The organism is Pseudomonas sp. WS 5071 (assembly GCF_012985765.1).
In the GTDB taxonomy this organism is placed as follows: Bacteria; Pseudomonadota; Gammaproteobacteria; order Pseudomonadales; family Pseudomonadaceae; genus Aquipseudomonas; species Aquipseudomonas lundensis_A.
The window spans coordinates 1-18,234 of record NZ_JAAQWY010000005.1; the positions used below are offsets into that span (position 1 = coordinate 1).

Annotated in this window: 12 protein-coding genes and 2 pseudogenes; 8 read left to right on the forward strand and 6 right to left on the reverse strand. The window is 60.5% G+C overall.

The window, feature by feature from the left end; translation table 11 throughout:
• Positions 1-142 precede the first annotated feature (142 nt).
• Positions 143-1,330 (reverse strand): TIGR00366 family protein, encoded by a 1,188-nt coding sequence (locus HBN61_RS04030; protein WP_262498696.1) that lies wholly within the window; start codon positions 1,328-1,330, stop codon positions 143-145.
• Between the two features lie 212 nt (positions 1,331-1,542).
• Here HBN61_RS04030 and HBN61_RS04035 point away from each other — a divergent pair, with 212 nt between their 5' ends.
• On the forward strand, positions 1,543-1,707 hold the full coding sequence (locus HBN61_RS04035; protein ID WP_080960279.1) for a metallothionein: 165 nt from the start codon (positions 1,543-1,545) through the stop codon (positions 1,705-1,707).
• 55 nt (positions 1,708-1,762) lie between these two features.
• Here the strand turns inward: HBN61_RS04035 and HBN61_RS04040 are convergent, their stop codons facing one another.
• Positions 1,763-1,993, reverse strand: a complete 231-nt coding sequence (locus HBN61_RS04040; protein WP_070411401.1) for a DUF6555 family protein — start codon at positions 1,991-1,993, stop codon at positions 1,763-1,765.
• Between the two features lie 236 nt (positions 1,994-2,229).
• Here HBN61_RS04040 and HBN61_RS22905 point away from each other — a divergent pair.
• The 7 genes and pseudogenes from HBN61_RS22905 to HBN61_RS04070 form a co-directional block, all read left to right on the forward strand.
• Positions 2,230-2,991, forward strand: a pseudogene (locus tag HBN61_RS22905) (PAS domain-containing protein); the annotation flags it as partial.
• A 108-nt stretch (positions 2,992-3,099) separates the two neighbouring features.
• Positions 3,100-3,531: pseudogene (locus tag HBN61_RS22910) on the forward strand (methyl-accepting chemotaxis protein); the annotation flags it as partial.
• Between the two features lie 97 nt (positions 3,532-3,628).
• On the forward strand, positions 3,629-4,513 hold the full coding sequence (locus tag HBN61_RS04050; protein WP_047273301.1) for a Dyp-type peroxidase: 885 nt from the start codon (positions 3,629-3,631) through the stop codon (positions 4,511-4,513).
• Between the two features lie 92 nt (positions 4,514-4,605).
• On the forward strand, positions 4,606-7,437 hold the full coding sequence (locus tag HBN61_RS04055; RefSeq protein WP_047281802.1) for a response regulator: 2,832 nt from the start codon (positions 4,606-4,608) through the stop codon (positions 7,435-7,437).
• On the forward strand, positions 7,427-8,617 hold the full coding sequence (pvrR, locus tag HBN61_RS04060; protein WP_047281803.1) for a response regulator cyclic di-GMP phosphodiesterase PvrR: 1,191 nt from the start codon (positions 7,427-7,429) through the stop codon (positions 8,615-8,617). The genes HBN61_RS04055 and pvrR overlap by 11 nt, the downstream gene beginning before the upstream one ends.
• Positions 8,618-8,737: 120 nt before the next feature.
• The gene (locus HBN61_RS04065) at positions 8,738-11,953 is read left to right on the forward strand and encodes a hybrid sensor histidine kinase/response regulator (RefSeq protein ID WP_169836324.1); all 3,216 of its coding nucleotides are present in this window, start codon (positions 8,738-8,740) and stop codon (positions 11,951-11,953) included.
• 69 nt (positions 11,954-12,022) lie between these two features.
• Positions 12,023-12,670, forward strand: a complete 648-nt coding sequence (locus HBN61_RS04070) for a response regulator (protein WP_047273305.1) — start codon at positions 12,023-12,025, stop codon at positions 12,668-12,670.
• 12 nt (positions 12,671-12,682) lie between these two features.
• Here HBN61_RS04070 and HBN61_RS04075 read toward each other — a convergent pair whose 3' ends face one another.
• The 4 genes from HBN61_RS04075 to HBN61_RS04090 form a co-directional block, all read right to left on the reverse strand.
• Positions 12,683-13,444 carry a fimbrial biogenesis chaperone gene (locus tag HBN61_RS04075; RefSeq protein ID WP_052892911.1) on the reverse strand — a complete coding sequence of 254 codons (762 nt, stop codon included), beginning with the start codon at positions 13,442-13,444 and terminating at the stop codon, positions 12,683-12,685.
• A 2-nt stretch (positions 13,445-13,446) separates the two neighbouring features.
• A complete protein-coding gene (locus tag HBN61_RS04080) occupies positions 13,447-14,760 on the reverse strand; it encodes a fimbrial protein (protein ID WP_047273306.1) in 1,314 nt (437 codons plus the stop codon).
• Positions 14,761-14,787: 27 nt separating this feature from the next.
• Complete coding sequence (locus tag HBN61_RS04085; protein WP_047281811.1) at positions 14,788-17,370, reverse strand: fimbria/pilus outer membrane usher protein; 2,583 nt, start codon at positions 17,368-17,370, stop codon at positions 14,788-14,790.
• Positions 17,371-17,454: 84 nt separating this feature from the next.
• Positions 17,455-18,183, reverse strand: a complete 729-nt coding sequence (locus HBN61_RS04090) for a fimbrial biogenesis chaperone (RefSeq protein ID WP_047273307.1) — start codon at positions 18,181-18,183, stop codon at positions 17,455-17,457.
• Positions 18,184-18,234: the final 51 nt, after the last annotated feature.

The following is an 18,234-nucleotide window of genomic DNA, read 5'->3' on the forward strand; positions in this document are numbered from 1 at the left end:
GCGGCCGATATTGAACTGCTCGCACAATGCAGTGATGTTAGCGCCCTCAGCCAAAGCCAAGGCAACGAATTCGAGACGAAGATCCATGGCGGACACCTCTTTCCAGGACACATCACACCTCCTAAGGGGTCAATGTGTCCTATTAAAAGTGTTCGCGATGTCTCCGAACATTGTGTTCGCTATGTCCCCGGTCCATACAGATGAAGAACCCCAGCACCGCCGAGTACACGCCCATCAACACGGCGTAGGTATCGTGGGACGCAATCTGCACAAAGAACGTGGAGATGTGATGCGCCAGGGTTTCGCCGTTTGTGCCCTTGACCACGGTCATCAGGGCCGCAATCGAGCCGTACAGCGGAAACTGGATCAGCACCCCGGTCGTGGTCGGCACGGCGCTGGCCACGGCATTCAGAAAACTGCGCGGGCGCCAGTGCAGCAATGCACCGAGCATTAGAAACAAAAAGTTGTAGGTGTTGAGGCCTGAAATGGCGCTGATTGCCGGTTTGGTCGAGAACTCGTGGAACAACCAGCCCGCCGCCATCAACACCAGCAAAAGGGTCAGCACCGGACTGTATTCCAGCCACTCGCCGGGTCGCGTGCGCGCCGGCAGTTTGGGGAGGCTGAAGGCCGGATCAACGCCGCAGGCCGCCGCATCCCGGGCCGATTCCGGCCCCGGCGCCGTGGCGTAGGCAACGATCAGCGACACCACCACCAGCGCCGCCAGCAACACACCGGACTGCCACAGGAAGATGGTCTCAGTGAACGGGATCACCCCGGTGATTGCCAGAATCGAAGGCGGCAGGCTGGCGGGGTTGGCCTGCAACTGCGCGGCCGAGGATGACAGCCCCAGCGCCCACACCGCCCCCAATCCCAGGTAGGCGGCTGCACCGGCGGCGCGATAGTCCATGCGCAGGTTCGTGCGGCGGGCCAGCGCGCGCACCAGCAACCCGCCGAACACCAGCGACAACCCCCAGTTGAGCAACGACGCCACCATCGAAATCAGGGCGACCCAGCACACCGCCTGTCGGCCGTTTTTCGGGACGTGTGCCAGTTTGTCGATGAGTTTGACCGCAGGCGGTGAGCTGGCCACCACGTAACCGCCAATCACCACGAAGCACATTTGCAGGGTGAAGGGGATCAGGCTCCAGAAGCCGTCACCGAACGCCTTCGCGGCATCCGTGGGTTTGGCGCCCATCGCCAGGGTGGCCAGTGCCACGGTGATCACGGCGACGGCGGCAAACACCCAGGAGTCAGGGAACCAGCGCTCCGCCCAATTGGAGCAGCGCAGGGCAAAGCGGGCATAACGGCTGGATTCAATCTCAGCGGCCATGGGAAGTACCTCGTTGTTCTTATGATTATGGTGACGCCTGCGCGCAGCCTTGCAGAGCGTCAAGGCATCAGCGGCGGCGGGCCAATACAGTAAATCAATCGACGGGGATTTCCGATGGGCAGTCGCTTTGAACCAACTCGCGAGGTCTACAGTCACTGCCTGTAAGCGGCAATGGTGCCGTTGTGTAACGACCTGACTACAAGGAGTTCACGATGAAAGAGCAAACGTGTGATTGTCCGGACTGCAACTGCAAAGTGGGTGCCCAAGGGGTGGAGCGCGACGGGAAACAGTACTGCTGCAAGGCGTGCGCCGATCATCACCCCGACGGTCAGGGGTGTGCGTCATCCAGCGGTTGCCATTGCGGCGATAAACGCTAAATGAGCTGAGTGCAGACTCGCGCAGTCGTGGACTGCGCGTTTGCGCCACTGCCCTTCATGTTGAAGCCAGGCGCCATTTCACGTTGGCAACGCCTTTTCGTTCCATTTGCGCGCGATCGAGCTTTTTGGCGGCTTCGCGTTCATTGCGGGCAATGCGTTCAACCCCAGCGTCACAACCCGCCCAGTACCAGGCCGTGAGATTGTCCAGCGCGGCGTGGCGGATGATGAATGACTTGGGCTCGCCATGCAGCGTGTAATCAATAATGAATAATTTTGCCGAGTTCATGATTCAGACATTTCTCCCTGTGTTGAGTAAGTGAGTCTGTGGCTTTCAAAAAATTCACTCCAATTGACGGTCGCCGCCATCGGTTCAGGGCTATCTGCCAGTGGACTGATGTGGATCCATTAAAAGGTGAATTTTTTTGATGAGCGGTCGTCTCACCCTCTCTAGAAAATCGGCCTGACGCCGATGTCGTGGTATGCAGCCCCCATTCCCTCAGGTATCCCATGTTTAACAAACGCATGAAGCAAGAGCTAGCGGCTCTTCGTGAAGAATTGTCCAGCCTGCAGCAAGTCAGAGAGAGCTTGGACAGCGAAATGCTGGTGCTCTCGCTGGGAGCGGATGGGCGCATCGAGACGGCGAATCACAACTTCACGCAAGAAATGCAGTATGCAAACAGTGCGCTGGTGGGGCGGCACATTGATGAGCTGGTGCCTGCGCACCTGAAAAACGACGAACATTACCGTCGGTTCAAAACGGCGATGACCCGCAACGAGCATTTCAGCGGCACCGTGCGTTTGTTGCGCGGCAATGGCCAGGAGGCATGGCTGCGCTCGATCATGCAGCCGATTCTGGATTCCAGCGGGCGTGTGCTGCGGATTTCGATTTTCTCCAGCGACCTGACGCGCACCATCGAAACCTCCCGCGACCACGAAAACCTGATGAGTGCCCTGTTGCGTTCCACGGCCGTGATCGAGTTCAACCTCGCTGGCGAAGTGCTGACGGCCAACGATCGTTTTCTGCACGGCATGGGGTACACCCTGGCGCAAATTCAGGGCAAGCATCACAGCCTGTTTTGCACGGCTCAGGAGCAGAACAGCGCTGAATACGAGGCGTTCTGGAAGCGGCTCATTGCCGGTGAATTTGTTGCCGGGCGTTTTCAGCGCGTTGACAGCCATGGCCGTGACGTCTGGCTTGAAGCCTCGTACAACCCTGTGCGTGACGCCAATAACACCCTGTACAAAGTGGTCAAGTTCGCGACGGTGATTACCGATCAGGTCCACCGGGAGCAGGCGGTTTCAGAGGCGGCGGGTATCGCTTACAGCACGTCTTTGCAAACCGATGAAAGCGCCCAGCGCGGCACCAAGGTGGTGACCCAGGCCGTTGAGGTCATGCGGGATCTGGCCAAACACATGCAGCAGGCCGGCGATGGCATCGAAGCCCTTAACGACCAGTCGCAAGTGATTGGGAGCATCGTCAAAACCATCAGCGCGATTGCCGAGCAAACCAACCTGCTGGCGCTCAACGCCGCGATTGAAGCCGCCCGCGCCGGGGAGCAGGGGCGCGGTTTTGCGGTGGTGGCCGACGAAGTGCGGCAATTGGCCTCGCGCACCAGCAAAGCCACGGAAGAGATCATCAACGTGGTGCGTCAAAACCAGGACATGGCGCGTGACGCCGTGACCCTGATGGCCGACGGCAAATTGCAGGCCGAACAGGGGCTGGCATTGGCGGCGGAAGCGGGCACGGTGATTGTCGAAATTCAGGACGGCGCGCAAAAAGTGGTGGATGCGGTCGGGCAATTCGCCAACCAACTGTCGACCTGAGTCGTGATGCACGAGGGTTGCGCATAAGAAAAGTAACCTTCGAGTGACGGAAAAAGAACGTCTGGGAGTAAACTCTGCGCTTTCCAAAGGAGTTTCTATGAGTCTCTACCAGTCGAGCATTCTGGCTAAACCTATCCCTTCGCAAGCGCGTTACCTGTTTTTCGCCCTCAAGTCAGTAGAAGCATTGCCGGCTGCACTCGACGTTCTGTCGCAGTGGGTGGACGGCAAAAGCGTGGTGGCGGGGTTTGGCTCGCCGCTGGTAATGGCGTTGGGGGCTAAGGTTCCAGGCTTGCGCGTCTTTCCGGCACTCAATGCCATGGTTGAAAACCCGTCGACCCAGCACGCCCTGTGGTTGTGGCTGTTGGGTGATGACCGTGGCGAGCTGCTGCATCGCAGCCAAAAAATCGAGACGGCGCTGGCGTCAGCCTTCAACCTGCTGCAAGTGACGGAAGGCTTCCGCTACGGCACCGACCGCGACCTGACCGGCTACGAAGACGGCACGGAAAACCCGGTGGACGATGCAGCGGTTGAGGCCGCCATCGTTGCCCATGCAGGCCCGGGCCTGGACGGCGGCAGCTTTGTTGCGATCCAGCAGTGGCAGCATGATTTGAACGGTTTTGCGGCGCTGCCGTCCGAAGAGCAAGACAACATCATGGGCCGTCGCATGAGCGACAACGAGGAACTGGACGACGCGCCAGCGTCCGCCCACGTCAAGCGCACTGCCCAGGAAAGCTTCACACCTGAGGCCTTTATCGTGCGCCGCTCGATGCCGTGGACTGAAAACGGCAAGTCGGGCCTGATGTTTGTCGCCTTCGGTCGCACCCTCAACGCCTTTGAAGTGCAACTGCGCCGCATGAGCGGCATGGAAGACGGCATCATTGATGGTCTGTACCGCTACAGCCGACCGCTCAATGGCGGCTATTACTGGTGCCCACCGATGAAAGATGGCCGCCTGGACCTCGCAGCGGTGTGCGCGGGCTAACCCGTTTTGGTGTTCTCCCCCTGCCTTGGCTGAACCGTTTTTTTAAGGTTTGTCTGATGTTTCACATGCTGCTGGCTCCCTAGGCTGGCAGCATGAAGCTCAAACAGTTTTTCCGTCCGTTAGATGCCTCGTTCTCGACCTCAATCGCAGCGCGTACGTTGCTGCGTTCTTTTTTCGTGGCGTTGCTGCTTTCGTTGTTCGGCGGGCTCTATGTCTATGTGAATTCCAGCTTTGACCGGGAGATATCCAAGCGTCGCGGCTACATGAGCGGCGCCATTCTCGAAGCCCAGCGCTTTTTTACCGGCCATGAAATTCTCCTCAAGAACTTGAGCTTGTCGGCGGTGCGCAACACCAGACCCGCCCCCCCTGAAGCGCAAGCAGACAGCGACGAGTTCCAGCTGGTGTTGGGGCAGGGCGTCCATTCGTGGAGCCTGTGGCAAACGTCCCGCGAACTGGATTACCTGCGCAGCCAAAAAATAAACCTGCTGTACGTCAAGGCGGGCAACGCTTTGCAGGCCGAGCGCCTGACGCAGGCGGCACTCAACCCCGTGGCAGTGAACCAAGACGTATTGCGTCAGCTCAAGGCGCTTGAGCACTCGCAGGCGACGGTCACCGGTGAGCATTGGTTTAACGCCACGCCGAATCTGGTTATGACAGAAAGCTCGGCGCTGTACCTGTTTACCTTGCTCGACAAGCGTGACCCGGCGTCAGGCTGGCTCGGACTGGAGATCGAAGGCGCGGATATTTCCGCGGCCATGGACCGCAAGCACGCGGGTGACTTTGTCGTGCTCAATGCACGGGGGGAAGAAATCTTCGCCAGTGCCTTGAACCCTGGCCTGCGACAGGCCCTGCAACGGTTTCCCGGTGATCGGCATTTTGGTTTTACCGGCGACGGGCTGTTGCCCGATTACCTGATCATGCGCAACCAATTGGGGTATGCCGACCTGCACGTGGTGTACTCGATGGAGTTCAGCCACTTGCTGCTGGCCATGCGCGAGCCGTTGTTGATTGCCCTGCTGCTGGGGTTTGGCAGTGCGCTCGGGATGGGCTTGCTGGTGCGGCGCATTGAGCGGCAGTTAATCACCCCGGCGATTTACCGCAAACAGGCCCTGATCGAAAGCGAGGCGTTCAGCCGCGCGGTGATCCAGACCGCCCCTGTCGCGTTGTGTGTGCTGCGTCGCGCCAACGGTGCCGTGGTGCTGGAAAACACCCTCGCCCAGCATTGGCTGGGGCGCGGCCGTGAACGCGATGAGCTGTGCCATGAATGGATCGATCACGCGTACAACAACGACGGCATTCACCGCATCGATGAATTTTCGGTGGCGGGGCGTCATCTGCACATCAGTTTTGTCGCCACCCGTTACAAGGGTGAAGACGTGTTGCTGTGTGCATTCAGCGATATCAGTGCGCACAAGGAAGTCGAACTGGCGCTGGAGCAGGCCAAGCGAGAGGCTGACAAGGCCAATGAAGCCAAAACCCTGTTCCTCGCCACCATGAGCCATGAAATCCGCACACCTTTATATGGCGCGCTGGGCACCCTGGAATTGTTGGGCCGCACCCAGCTCAACCCGCGGCAACAGGAATACCTGCACGCCATTCAGAATTCGTCGTCGACCTTGTTGCAGTTGATTTGCGACGTGCTCGACGTGTCGAAAATCGAGGCCGGGCAATTGGCGCTGGAAGTCAATGAATTCGCACCGCTGGACCTGATTCAAGAGGTGGTCAACGGCTATTCGGCCGCCGCGCAAAGCAAGGGGTTACAGCTGTACGCACACATCGACCCGCACTTGCCCGATCAATTGATCGGGGACAGCCCGCGTATCCGGCAGATCCTCAACAACCTGTTGAGCAACGCGGTCAAATTCACCGAAAGCGGGCAGATCGTGGTGCGGGTCAACGTGCAAAGCCGGATCGACGAGCGCGTCACCGTGCTGTGGCAAGTCACAGACACCGGGCAGGGGATCGCGCAGCAAGACCAGCCGTTCCTGTTCGACCCGTTTTACCAGACCGGCAACCGCGCCAATGTGATTACCGGCACCGGGCTGGGCCTGTCGATTTGTCAGCGCCTGACGTACCTGATGAGCGGCAGCATGCGGGTGGTCAGCGAGCCGGGGCTCGGCAGCAGCTTTACCTTGACCTTGCCGCTTGAGCAGAGCAACGCGACGCCCGTGAGTGCGCTGGTCGAGTTGTTGCCAGAAACGGTGTTTGTGGTGTCGTCGATGCAGGAAATGGCCGAGAACATCTGTGGCTGGTTGCGCCGCTGGGGCGCGAGGGCGCAAGTGTTGCGGGCGGGCATGGACATCAGCGACAGCAGCGCCGTGCTGGTTGAACTGCACCCCGGCGAATACCAGCAGCACCTTGCGCCCGACTGGCCGGGGCCGGTGATCGTGGCCTGCGGCAACGTTTGCTTTGCCCCGCCCGAGCAAGAAACACCGCAATGGCACGTCAACTTGAGCTACTTGCAAGACCTGCGTCGCGCGGTCAGCCAGGCTCAGGGGTTGAGCCCCTATGCGCGGCCTGTCGGGCCGGGCACCCGTGTCTACAAACCGCTGGGCCTGCATGTACTGGTGGTCGAAGACAACGCCATCAGCCAGTTGATTCTCAAGGATCAGCTTGAAGAGCTGGGCTGCACGGTGGATCTGGCCTCGGACGGGCTGGAGGCGCTGGCGCTGTGGCAACAGTCGACCTTTGACCGGGTGCTGACCGACGTCAACATGCCCCGCATGAACGGCTATGAACTGGCCACGCAATTGCGCCAACGCGATAGCAGCGTGCCGATCATCGGCGCGACCGCCAACGCTCAGCACGAAGAGCGCGAGCGCTGCCTGGCGGTGGGCATGAATGAATGCCTGGTCAAACCCTTTGGCCTCAGTGCCCTATTTACCTGCCTTGAGCAAACCGGGAGAAAGTCTCATGCCGTATAGCGTTCTGATTGTGGAGGACCATCCTTTCCAGCATGAATACTTGCTCAACTTGTTCCGCGACCTGGGCAACATTCGTGTCGAAGCCGCCCGCGACGGCAATGAAGCGTTTGAGTGGCTGCAAAAACAACCGTTTGATCTGGTGCTCACCGACTTGCTGATGCCGGGCATGGACGGCGTGCAATTGATTCAGCGGCTGGCGTCTTTGCCACACAAACCTGCCCTGGCGATCATGAGCGCGGCTTCGCGGCGGATGATTGTCAGCGCCAGTCTGGTGGCGCAAAGCATGGGGTTGAGCGTGGTGGGGCAGTTGTCCAAGCCGGTCGTGCCGCTGGCGGTGCGTACGTTGATGACCACGCTGGATAAATTGATCACCACCGATCAACCCGTCGCCCGCGAGCCACTGGTGCTGGAGCGCGAAACCCTGCGTGACGCCATGCGCAGCGGGGCGTTACAGGCGTGGTTCCAGCCGAAAAAATCCCTGCACGACGGGCATATCGTGGCCGCCGAGGCGCTGGCGCGTTGGGTCCATCCTGAACTGGGGTTGCTGATGCCGGCTGATTTCCTGCCCTCGCTGGTGAGCCTGGGCCTGGAAAAAGAGCTGTTGCTGCTGTTCATCAAGCAAACGATTGCTGCCCAGGCGAGCTGGACCAGTCAGGGGTACGACATCCCGGTGTCGATCAATTTGCCCACCCATTTGCTCGACGACGATGACCTGGCGGATGCGCTTCATGATTACGTGCGCGCGCAAGGCGGGATCCCGGCGAAACTCGCTTTTGAGCTGATGGAGTGCTCGACCACGCAGGACATCAGCAAGTATTACGCGGGCGCCTGCCGGTTGCGCATGAAAGGGTTCGGGCTGGCACAGGACGACTTTGGCCAGGGATTCAGCTCGTACTTCAACTTGGTGTCCACGCCGTTCACCGAGTTGAAAATCGACCGGGCGCTGGTACACGGGTGTGTGGAAAACGAGAACCTAGCGTCGGCGCTGGCCAGTATCGTTGCGCTGGGGCGGCAATTGGGGCTAGAAGTGGTGGCCGAAGGGGTTGAAAGTCAGGAAGAGCTGGCCTTGTTACGCAAGCTCAACTGTGACCGGGTGCAGGGTTTTCTCATCTCGCGTGCCGTATCATCGGGCCACTTCGGTCACCTGCTGCACGAAGACGCACCGCCGCGTCTGCACTGACCTCACCCTCGGCATCCCGTTGTTTCTAAAAGGTGAAGACCGCACGCATCGGCCGGCGTGCGCTCGACTAAACTTCGAGCCAGCGCCGGTCAGACCCTCACGTAAATTACAGGACGTACCATGACCACCGACAGCACCTCACTGGGCAAACTCGCATTGAGCTCCATGCGCTTGAACCGTGGCGTCCTGATTTTGGTCGGGGTGGCGGTCGTGCTGGTCGGCACCTGTGCGTGGGCGTTGCAGCGTTTGCTGGACGTGGAAGTGAACAAGGTCGATTACCATTTTTCACGGCTGGTCGAGAGCCTGAATGAAAACCGTCTGTTTTTAAGCAACGTCAACACTGCGGTCAATGACGCCCAGGATGTACTGACCAAGAACATCACCCCGCTGCAAAGCAGGTTGGTGTTTCATGGCGCCGGGGTGAACATTTACGAAGGCAAAGAGTTTTCGTTTTCGACCCCCTTCAACCTGGCACAAAGCGACGCGAGCGAGACGGTTAGCCAAACGGCCTTTTCACTGGGCATGCACTTGGCCAACTTCTATAGCGAGTTTTGGTCGGGCTCTGTGGTCCCTTCACCGCAATTGTTTCTGTTGCCGTCCGGGCATGAATTCACCCTTGCCGTGCCCGCCATCGGCGCCCGTCGCGGGCATGCGGCGATCCTGAGCCTTGAGTCGTATCTGGAAACCAGCAAAGGCCTGTTGCAACTGTTCAAGGAGCGCCAATCCGCGCTGCAAGAAGGGCAGGTGTATTGGGCCAATACGGGCAATGTCAGTGAAGGCAACGCCAAGGTGTTCGGGTTTATAAAAATCAATTTGCCGACCCGGTTTCTGCGGGTTGAAGGTGATGATCGCGAAGTACTGCTGGCCGCGTTGATCAATGTGCGGCGCCTGTCGGAAACCCCCACCAGTGTGGACACCCCGGCGTTTGATGATTTGACCCTGATTGCACCCTCGGGCGAGGTGTTGCTGGGGCGTCGTGATGAAAACAACACGCGGCCCGACGGCATGCGCTTCACCTCCAGCGGGCTGGAAATGAAAGTCGCCAGCGACGGTGACGAGCGTTGGACGGCGGTGTACCGGATCAGCTACGACAGTTTTTTTCATTACGCAAAATGGCAGTTGTTGAGCATTTTCGGCGTTGCCTTGCTCTGCGTTTACGTGGGCTGGCTGGTGAACCGCTGGTATCGGTTACGCGTGGTGCGCCCGGCCGAGCAGGCGCATCGGCAGGTGATTGAAAGCGAAATCTTCAGCCGCGCGGTGATCGACACCGCGCCCACCGGTTTGTGCGTGGTGCGTCAGTCCGATAACCGGATGTTGCTGGCCAACAAACGGGCGCAAGCATGGCTGGGCAACTCTCAGTACATCTCACGCTTGATCCGCGAGCAGCAAGCCGATATGGGGGAGGCGTGCGTTGAGGTGGGTGGGCGCTACTTGCACGTCAGCTTTAGCAGCACGCGCTACCAGGGGCAGGACGTGATTGTGTGCGCTTTCAGCGATGTGACCGGGCACAAGGACGATGCCGCCGCGTTGACCCGCGCCCGGCAACAGGCCGAAGAGGCCAGCCAGGCCAAGACTACCTTTCTGGCCACCATGAGCCACGAAATCCGCACGCCGCTGTATGGCGTACTGGGCACCCTTGAATTGCTGGAACTGACGCCACTGGACAAGCGCCAGCAGGTGTACCTGAACACCATTTCGCGTTCGTCCTCCACCTTGTTGCAGTTGATCAGCGACATCCTGGATGTGTCGAAGATTGAGGCGGGGCAAATGGCGCTGGAGCCGGGGCGGTTCTGCCCGCTCGACATGGTCGAGGACGTGGTGGATGCCTACGCGGCAGCGGCCGAAGGCAAGGGGCTGCAAATCTATGCCTGCATTGACCCCCAGGTGCCCGATCAGTTGGATGGCGACCAGTCGCGCATCCGCCAGATCCTTAATAACCTGCTCAACAACGCGATCAAGTTCACGGACTATGGGCGCGTGGTGCTGCGCCTCAAAGTGGTGCAGCGCGACACCCAGCACGTGACCTTGCAATGGCAAGTCACCGACACCGGCGTGGGGATTTCCGAAATCCAGCAACAGCGCTTGTTCGAACCGTTTTATCAAGTGTTCAACGGCCACTCGGCGGGCGGTACGGGGCTTGGGTTGTCGATTTGCATGCGCCTGTCCGAGTTGATGGGCGGGCAACTGCGCGTGGTCAGTGAGCCGGGCCTGGGCAGCAGTTTCAGTTTGCTGCTGAGCCTGCCGATTCTGGAGGGGACGTTACCGGCCGTCAGTGACTTGCAGTTGCGTCCGTCGCCGGTGTACGTGCGTGCGCCGGTCACCGAGCTGGCCGAAACCACCTGCGGCTGGTTGAACCGCTGGGGCGCACAGGCACTGGTGGCGTCTGCCGGGCCGATCAACCTGTCGCCGGGCGCGGTATTAGTGGATTTGCTGCCGGGCCGTCATGGGTCGCTGGAATGGGACGGCCCGCGCGTGATTGGCGTGCCGGGTGCCGGGCAGCCCGAGCACACGCCCCAGGGCTGGCAAGTGGGTGTGCACATGATCCGTGGGCTGGCACGGGCGGTGATGCTGGCCCAACTCGGGCGGGTCGCTGCCGACACCGGGCGGGTGCCTTTGATCCGCGAGAAGCTGGCGCTGCGCGTGCTGGTGGCCGAAGACAACCCGATCAACCAGACCATCCTCAAAGAGCAGCTTGAAGAGCTGGGCTGTCGCGTGGTGCTGGCGTCCCACGGGCAGGAAGCGCTCAGCCTGTGGTCACCGGACGCCTTCGACGTGGTGCTGACTGACGTCAACATGCCGATCATGAACGGTTACGAATTGGCCGGTGCCATTCGCCAGCAGGATGCCCACATCCCCATCATCGGGGTGACTGCCAACGCCATGCGCGAGGAAGGCGAGCGGTGTATCGCCGTCGGCATGAACGCACGGATGGTCAAACCCATGACCTTGCAAACGTTATGGACCGAGCTGAACCGCGCGTGCGACATCGGCACGCCAGACGTGTTGCCGGAGGCCAAAACCGTTGCAATGGGGCATGATCACGCGCCCGCCGACGCCCCGATTGTGGTCAGTGCGCGCATGCGTGACTTGTTTATCAACACCATGGGCGCGGACATCACCACCGCGCAGCAAGCGTTGACGGGGCGTGACAGTGACGCACTCAAAGCGCGGCTGCATTGCATCCGTGGTGCGCTGGCCGTGGTTCAGGCCCATGCGCTGGCCGAAGGTTGCGGCGAACTTGAGCGCCGCCTCGAAGGTCATGTACTGGATGAGTCTTTGCACAATCAGATCGAGGTGTTGTTGGCGCGTATCAAGCGTGCCGTCGCCGCTGTCTGATATTTTCGTTTTCCCACGCCACCGATTGAGCCGTTCACCGTGTGATGGCTCTTTTGACAGGATGTACCTGTGCCAAAAATAAAAGTCGTATTAGCAGATGACCATCCGATTGTGCTGATGGGCGTTAGCGAGCTGATCGAGCGCGACGAGCGTTATGAGATCGTGGGCCAGGCTCAGACCTCCACAGAGCTGATCGAGCAGTTGCAGCGCTTGCGGCCCGACATTGTGGTCACCGACTACAGCATGCCGGGGGATGAAACCTACGGTGACGGGGTCAAGCTCATCGAATACCTGATCCGGCACTTCCCCGAGGTCAAGATTCTGGTGCTGACCATGCTCACCAACAACCTGATCCTGTCGCGACTCTATGACTTGGGGGTGGGCGGGATTATTTTGAAAAACGGCGACTTGAACCAGATCCCGCTGGCGCTCGGTGCGTTGGCCAAAGGCGATAAATGGCACAGCAAAGCCGGTCAGGGGGCGGCCAGTGTGGTCGAGCGCTCAGATGCGGTGCAGGCGCGGATTGCCAGTCTGTCAGTCAAGGAGTTTGAGGTGCTGCGCCGGTTTGCCTCGGGCATGAATGTGCGTGATATCGCTCACTCGCTTAACCGCAGCGTGAAGACCGTGAGTTCGCAGAAGGTCTCCGCCATGCGCAAGCTGGATGTGGAAAACGACCACGCCTTGCTGACCTTCTGCATCAGTATGAATCTGATTTGAACCGTGGCGGTTTCAGGGGTGGAGCACCGGGGCGGTGCCGGTGTGGAAGTGGCCGCCGTCATCGACCCAGGTAAAACTGACGTTGAGCCCTTGAGGGTTAATCTGGCTGCCGGAGGCCATGGGGTAACGCTTTTCACCAAAGGGCGGCGCCATCATGTCGAGGGTTTGCGGCACCGCCATTTCTTGGTGGCGGTCGACCAGGCGCAGTGACGCCATCGACGCGTGATACGGGGTCGGATTGCGCAGCACCAGCACCCAGTGTTCGCCCTGCTGCTCCAGCGTGAAGGTCAGCTTGGCGGGCATTTCATCCGGGGTGGAGGGCAAGTTTTTCGGGCGATAAAAAATTTTCATCTGGGTGTTCATGGCCAGCGCTACAGCCGCTTCAGGGGCGGGCGTGGCACCGGATTTCGGGGCGATTTCATAGAGGTTGAGCCAAAACACCGATTCGCGGTCCTTGGGCAACGCATCGCCGTTATAAAGAATGCGCAACCCCTGAACCGCCCCTGGCTGCATGCGAAAGACCGAGGGCAAGGCAATCATCGGTGACGTGCTTTTCTCGGGGGCTTGCTGATCTTCGCCATCATTGACCCAGGTTTGCACCACCACCGGATAGGGGTTGATGTTGGCCAGCATCAGCGAACGTTCGGTTTGCCCTTGTTCGTAAATCACCCGCGTGCGGGACGCCATGACGCCCGCCTGCGCCGGGAGAATGAACACAAACAGCAGGCCGATCAGCATCAGGCGCGTGAGGATGAGGGTTATTTTTTGAGTCATGATTACTGCACCTTAACGAGAACATAGGCGGTGGCATTCACCTTGCCCGGTGTGGCTTTGCGGCCCGGCAGGGTTTTGAGTACCGCGGTCAGTGTCTGTGTGTACGTGGTGTAACCCGAGGCTGCGCTGCCGTTGGCGCTGGCTCCGTCCTTGACCGGGTACCAGCCGCTGGCATTTCCGCCCCCGGCGATCCCGGTGCCCAGAAAATTCATCGCTTTGCCGTCCTTGTTCAGGGCAATGCCTACCCCGGTGGCGATGGTGGGGTCGGTGCCGTAGCCGTTGGAAACCAGATGCGTCACCCCTTGTGTCCCGGTCAGCAACCCCAGCTCCACGGCCTTGGCATACGCAGCTGAAGAGACTTGCACGCCCAGCGCGGTCTGATTGGTGTTGACCCCCGACACCGCCTGATCGCTGCATTCAATCTCGATGCTGAAATCGCTTTCGCGGGTCATGTTGTCGTTCAGTTCCTGGGCCGTGACCGGCGGGAACACCACCAGCGGCGTGACATTGCGCGCGACGCAGGTGGCGGTGTAGCTGATGGAGGCCGCGCTGCGCATGCCAAAGCCGATGCCGTTGTACTGGCCCCAGAAGGAATAATGGGTATTGGAGTCGGTGCCCACGGTGTCGGACTTATAGCCTGGCCCCTGAAATTGCACATAACCATTGGGCTGGGTGCAGGTGTAGCTGTAGGTGCCGCTGCCACTGGCAGCCGCCATGCCGCCGCAATAGTTACTGCCGCTGCCGGATGTGGGCGGCAGGCTGGAGACGCGGGCCAGATCCGCTTGCACCATGCTCAGGTGCTTGGGTTTGATTTGCAGCTTGGTGCCGACCACGTCGTATTGGGTGATTTTGCTTTGCTGCCAGTAGCGGGTGAACACTTTGCCGGAGTTGAGGTGCGTCAGCTTGAGCCCGACATAGGGGAAGTAGGTGGCGTAGTAGCCGGGCAACCCGTCATTGGTCGCGGTACCGGCGCCGTTGCCGATTTCCCAGTAGCCACCGACCCGGTCATCGCCGTTGGTGGCAAACACTTCATACAGCTCGTCCTTGTCCGCCAGGTCGCATTCCCACAGCACCGTCTCGCTGTTGAGGCCCGTGGCGGTGGCGCTGTCCACAATCGTCGTGCCCAGCGGCGTCCCCACCGGTTGCAGGTAGGTGCTGGTGAGGTTGACCCGGCCAAAGTTGATTTGCGCCGAGTAAGGGTCAAGCACGGTGATGCCGTTGTAGACCCGTCGGCACGTGGCCTCAGCCGTGGGAAGCAAGCCGAGTGTCAGCGCCAGCAGCAGTAACTGATTCAATCGTGGGCGTAAGGTGAACATAAGAAAGCCTCGATTTTCGGGGGTGAATTAACGCGATGAATCCACTGGGCGGCAGTCGCTGGTCACACGCAGCAAGGGCTGGTCCAGATCGCGTCCGGAGACGTCGTAGTGCAGGGCGCATTGCTCTTCAGGGCGATCGCCCCAGCGCAAGGTCAAGGCGCCTGCTGGCTTCTCGCTGCGCAAGTAGGCCTGGCTGCCCTGACCCACCATGCCGATCACGCTGCCGGTTTCATCGAGTACATCCGCGCCCATCGGTACGGCCTGGTTGTCGGGCAGCAGGGCCTTGACCAGCAGGGCGTTGCCGCTGCGGGTCTTGAACGTGATCTTGACCGCGGCACCGGCGTACGGCGCCACCCGGCGCTGGCCATCGTCGAGTTCGGTTTTCTGGTTCATGCCTTCCGGGGTGATGGCCACGGTGTTGTAGCGGTAAGGCGTGAGGGCTGGCACCAGGGCATAACCCGAATCATCAATGGTCGTGCCTTGGCTGTTCATGACTTTTGCACCGCTGGCGCCTTTGGCTTCAATCAGCGCAAAGGTATCGCCCAGATAAGGGCCGAAGGTCACGCCGCCGCTGTGCAGTGCCACCGCGCCGCGGGCGCTGCCGGACGCCTGCCAGTAGTCTTCACCCTTGGACGCGCTGAGGGCGAGGCTGGTCTTGGGCAGGCGTTTTTGCAGGTTGCCGCTCCAGGTGTTCTGTTTTTGTTCGGCGTCCCGGGACACATCCACGCCGTAGCTCAGGGTCTGCTCGGCCCCGGCGGTGCCGGACATTGAGGTCTGGTACACGTTGCCGTACGTCGAGCTGTGGCTGACGGAACTGCTCAACGTCGGTGTGTTGCTTTTCGACGGGCTGCCCAGCGGGAACGAGACCGAGAGCAACGTGACTGTTTCAGTCGTGCCGGGGGAGGCCGGGTTCCAGCGGCCGCCGTTGACGTTATTGCCCGCGTTGTGGCCGTCATAGCCGCCGTTACGGGTGTTCTCGACACTGCCGGTGGACTGGCGCGAGACCGACAAGTTGAAGCTCACCGAGTTTTGCAGGGTGTTGGCATAACCCAATTGCAGTTGCGTGTCGCGCTCGCGGCCGTTGCGGTAATCCTGAGTCGAGCCCGACACATAAATCGAACCGTAGGATTCCAGGCTCTGGTTCACGGACACTTCGAAGCGCGAGCGTTGCAGGTAGCTGGCCGAGTCCCAGGTCTCACCTTTGTTCAGGGATTCGCGCACACCGAGCACGTCGCCCAGGTCGCGATACCCGGCGGTTGAGTAGCGGTAACCGGCAATCGACAGCGTGGTGTTGGTCGGTGCGAAGGTGCGGCTGTACGACAGGCGTGCCATCCAGCCATCGATCAGCCCTTCTTGCGGCATGTCGGCACGCGAGTAGGTGGCATCAAGGCCGAACGCCCCCAGCCAGTTGGCATAGACGCCACCGAACACCAGCGCCTGGTAGCCGTCCGCGACCCGCAAGCCGGTGTTGGCCGTGAGGGTGTTGGTCAGGCCGCGTTGATAGGTGAATTCGCTGAACAGGTCGTTATCGCCCACGTCGCTGGTCTTGCCCACGGCCGCGCTGTAGCGCGAGGTGCCCGGACGCAGGGATTCCGGCACTGCCGAGAATGGCACGCTGAAGCGGCTGATGCTGCCGTCGGCTTCCTGCACCGTGACGTCAAGGTCGCCGTTGTAGTTGGTGGCGTACAGGTCGCTGATTTCAAACGGCCCCGGCGCGACGGTAGCTTCGTAAATGTCATTGCCATTCTGGCGCACAGTGACCTTGGCGTTGGTCTTGGCAATGCCGCGCACCGTCGGCGCATAGCCGCGTACCGATTCGGGCAACATGCGTTCGTCGGAGGTGAGTTGTACCCCACGAAACCCCAGCCCGGAGAAGAAACGCCCCGAGGTGTAACCTTCGCCCGCCGTCAGTTCACTGCGCAGGCTGGGCAGAGCACGTTGCACATACGTGCGGGTAGCGTTCCAGTCGCTGCCGTTTTTCGAGTCATAGCGCAGGGACGCTTGTTGGCGCAGGCGCCACATGCCCAGGTTCAGGCCACTGTTGAGCGCCACATAGCTGGAGTCCGAGTCTTGGGCATGACTGGCGCTGCGGCTGACGTGGTACTGGTTGGCGCTGTAGTTGATGAACCCGATGGTGTTGCCCGCGTCCAGGTTCTGCGGTGACACATAGCCGCGCGGCACCTGCAGCATCAGGCTTTGCGGCATGCTGATGTCGAGGCGCAACTGAGCGAAATCGAAATGGCTGCTGGCGCCTTTGACCGTGTCCCCGAGCAACGGGCATTGGCTGCCGGGGGTGTCGGTGATCGCCGTGGCCAGCACGCCCGCGCCTTCCAGCAGCGCCCGTGGCAGGCAAGGTTGCACATCGCCCTGCGCCACGGCGACAAACTGCACCGGCACGCGCTCGACAAAACGGTCATTGAGGTACAGGTCGACCGTGTAGTGGCCGGGATCAATGGCGTTGATGGTGTTAAAGCGCGACAGGGAGCCGCCGCCAAACATCATGTTGTCGTCGAACTGGTAGTCGTCGCTGGTGCTGGCTGAATCGGTTTGAGCCTGTGCCGTGCCCGCCGTCAATGCGCCACACAGGATCGACGACGACGCCAGCAACATGGCCCACAACCAGCGGCTATGCGGGGCGCGGGTGCGGATCCGGCAGGGGATGTATTGAGCCACGGACATGTGTAGTTCCCGAGGTTACTGAACAGGCTGGTCGGTGGTGACGTCGGCGCCGTAATCGTTCACCAGCGTCAGGCGCAGTTGATTGCCGGCGCTGGCCCCTTTGACCGGCCATTGCACCTTGGAGAAGGGCGGGACCATCACGGCCTTGGCCACGTTGACCGGCTTGCCGCCCACCAGCAGGTTGGCCTGGCGGATAACCGCGTGATAACCGCTGTTGTTTTCAGCGCTCAGGTGCTGGTTCGAGCCGCTGCCTTGCAGGGTGAAGGTCATCGATCTGGCGATGTCTTCGGGGTTGCCGCGAATGCTTTGCGGGCGATAAAAGATCTTCATCCGGCTGCTCACGGTGAGCATCAGCTTGTTGGCTTCCATGTCGTGAGCCTTGAGCGCGGGCATTTGCATGAAGTTGATGTAGAACACCGACTCACGGTCTTGCGGCAGGTCCTTGCCGGTGTACACCAGACGCACGATTTGCCCGGCCTTGGGGTTCATCCGGAAAATCTGCGGGCTGGCGATAAAAGGGGCGTCAGCGGTTTGTGGGGTCGACGCCGGGTCGCCCTTATCCACCCAGATCTGCACCAGATTGGGGTACGCGTCATGGCTGGTGAGTTGCAGGGCTTTTTCGCGAATGGCGGCGGGGTAGATCACCCGCGTGCCGCTCATGACCACACTGGCCATCGCGCTCTGGGCAAGCGTTACGCCGATCAGCAAACCGACGGACAGGGCTAAGCGTTTCAGGCAGGTCATGGCCAACTCCTTCCGAAAGGCTGGGAAAACAGAAAAGGACAAGCGAGGTGC

Coding starts and splice junctions, on each gene's coding strand:
- HBN61_RS04030 (WP_262498696.1), bottom strand. CDS start 1,330: ATGGCCGCTGAGATTGAATCCAGCCGTTATGCCCGCTTTGCCCTGCGC.
- HBN61_RS04035 (WP_080960279.1), top strand. CDS start 1,543: ATGAAAGAGCAAACGTGTGATTGTCCGGACTGCAACTGCAAAGTGGGT.
- HBN61_RS04040 (WP_070411401.1), bottom strand. CDS start 1,993: ATGAACTCGGCAAAATTATTCATTATTGATTACACGCTGCATGGCGAG.
- HBN61_RS04050 (WP_047273301.1), top strand. CDS start 3,629: ATGAGTCTCTACCAGTCGAGCATTCTGGCTAAACCTATCCCTTCGCAA.
- HBN61_RS04055 (WP_047281802.1), top strand. CDS start 4,606: ATGAAGCTCAAACAGTTTTTCCGTCCGTTAGATGCCTCGTTCTCGACC.
- pvrR (WP_047281803.1), top strand. CDS start 7,427: ATGCCGTATAGCGTTCTGATTGTGGAGGACCATCCTTTCCAGCATGAA.
- HBN61_RS04065 (WP_169836324.1), top strand. CDS start 8,738: ATGACCACCGACAGCACCTCACTGGGCAAACTCGCATTGAGCTCCATG.
- HBN61_RS04075 (WP_052892911.1), bottom strand. CDS start 13,444: ATGACTCAAAAAATAACCCTCATCCTCACGCGCCTGATGCTGATCGGC.
- HBN61_RS04080 (WP_047273306.1), bottom strand. CDS start 14,760: ATGTTCACCTTACGCCCACGATTGAATCAGTTACTGCTGCTGGCGCTG.
- HBN61_RS04085 (WP_047281811.1), bottom strand. CDS start 17,370: ATGTTGCTGGCGTCGTCGTCGATCCTGTGTGGCGCATTGACGGCGGGC.
- HBN61_RS04090 (WP_047273307.1), bottom strand. CDS start 18,183: ATGACCTGCCTGAAACGCTTAGCCCTGTCCGTCGGTTTGCTGATCGGC.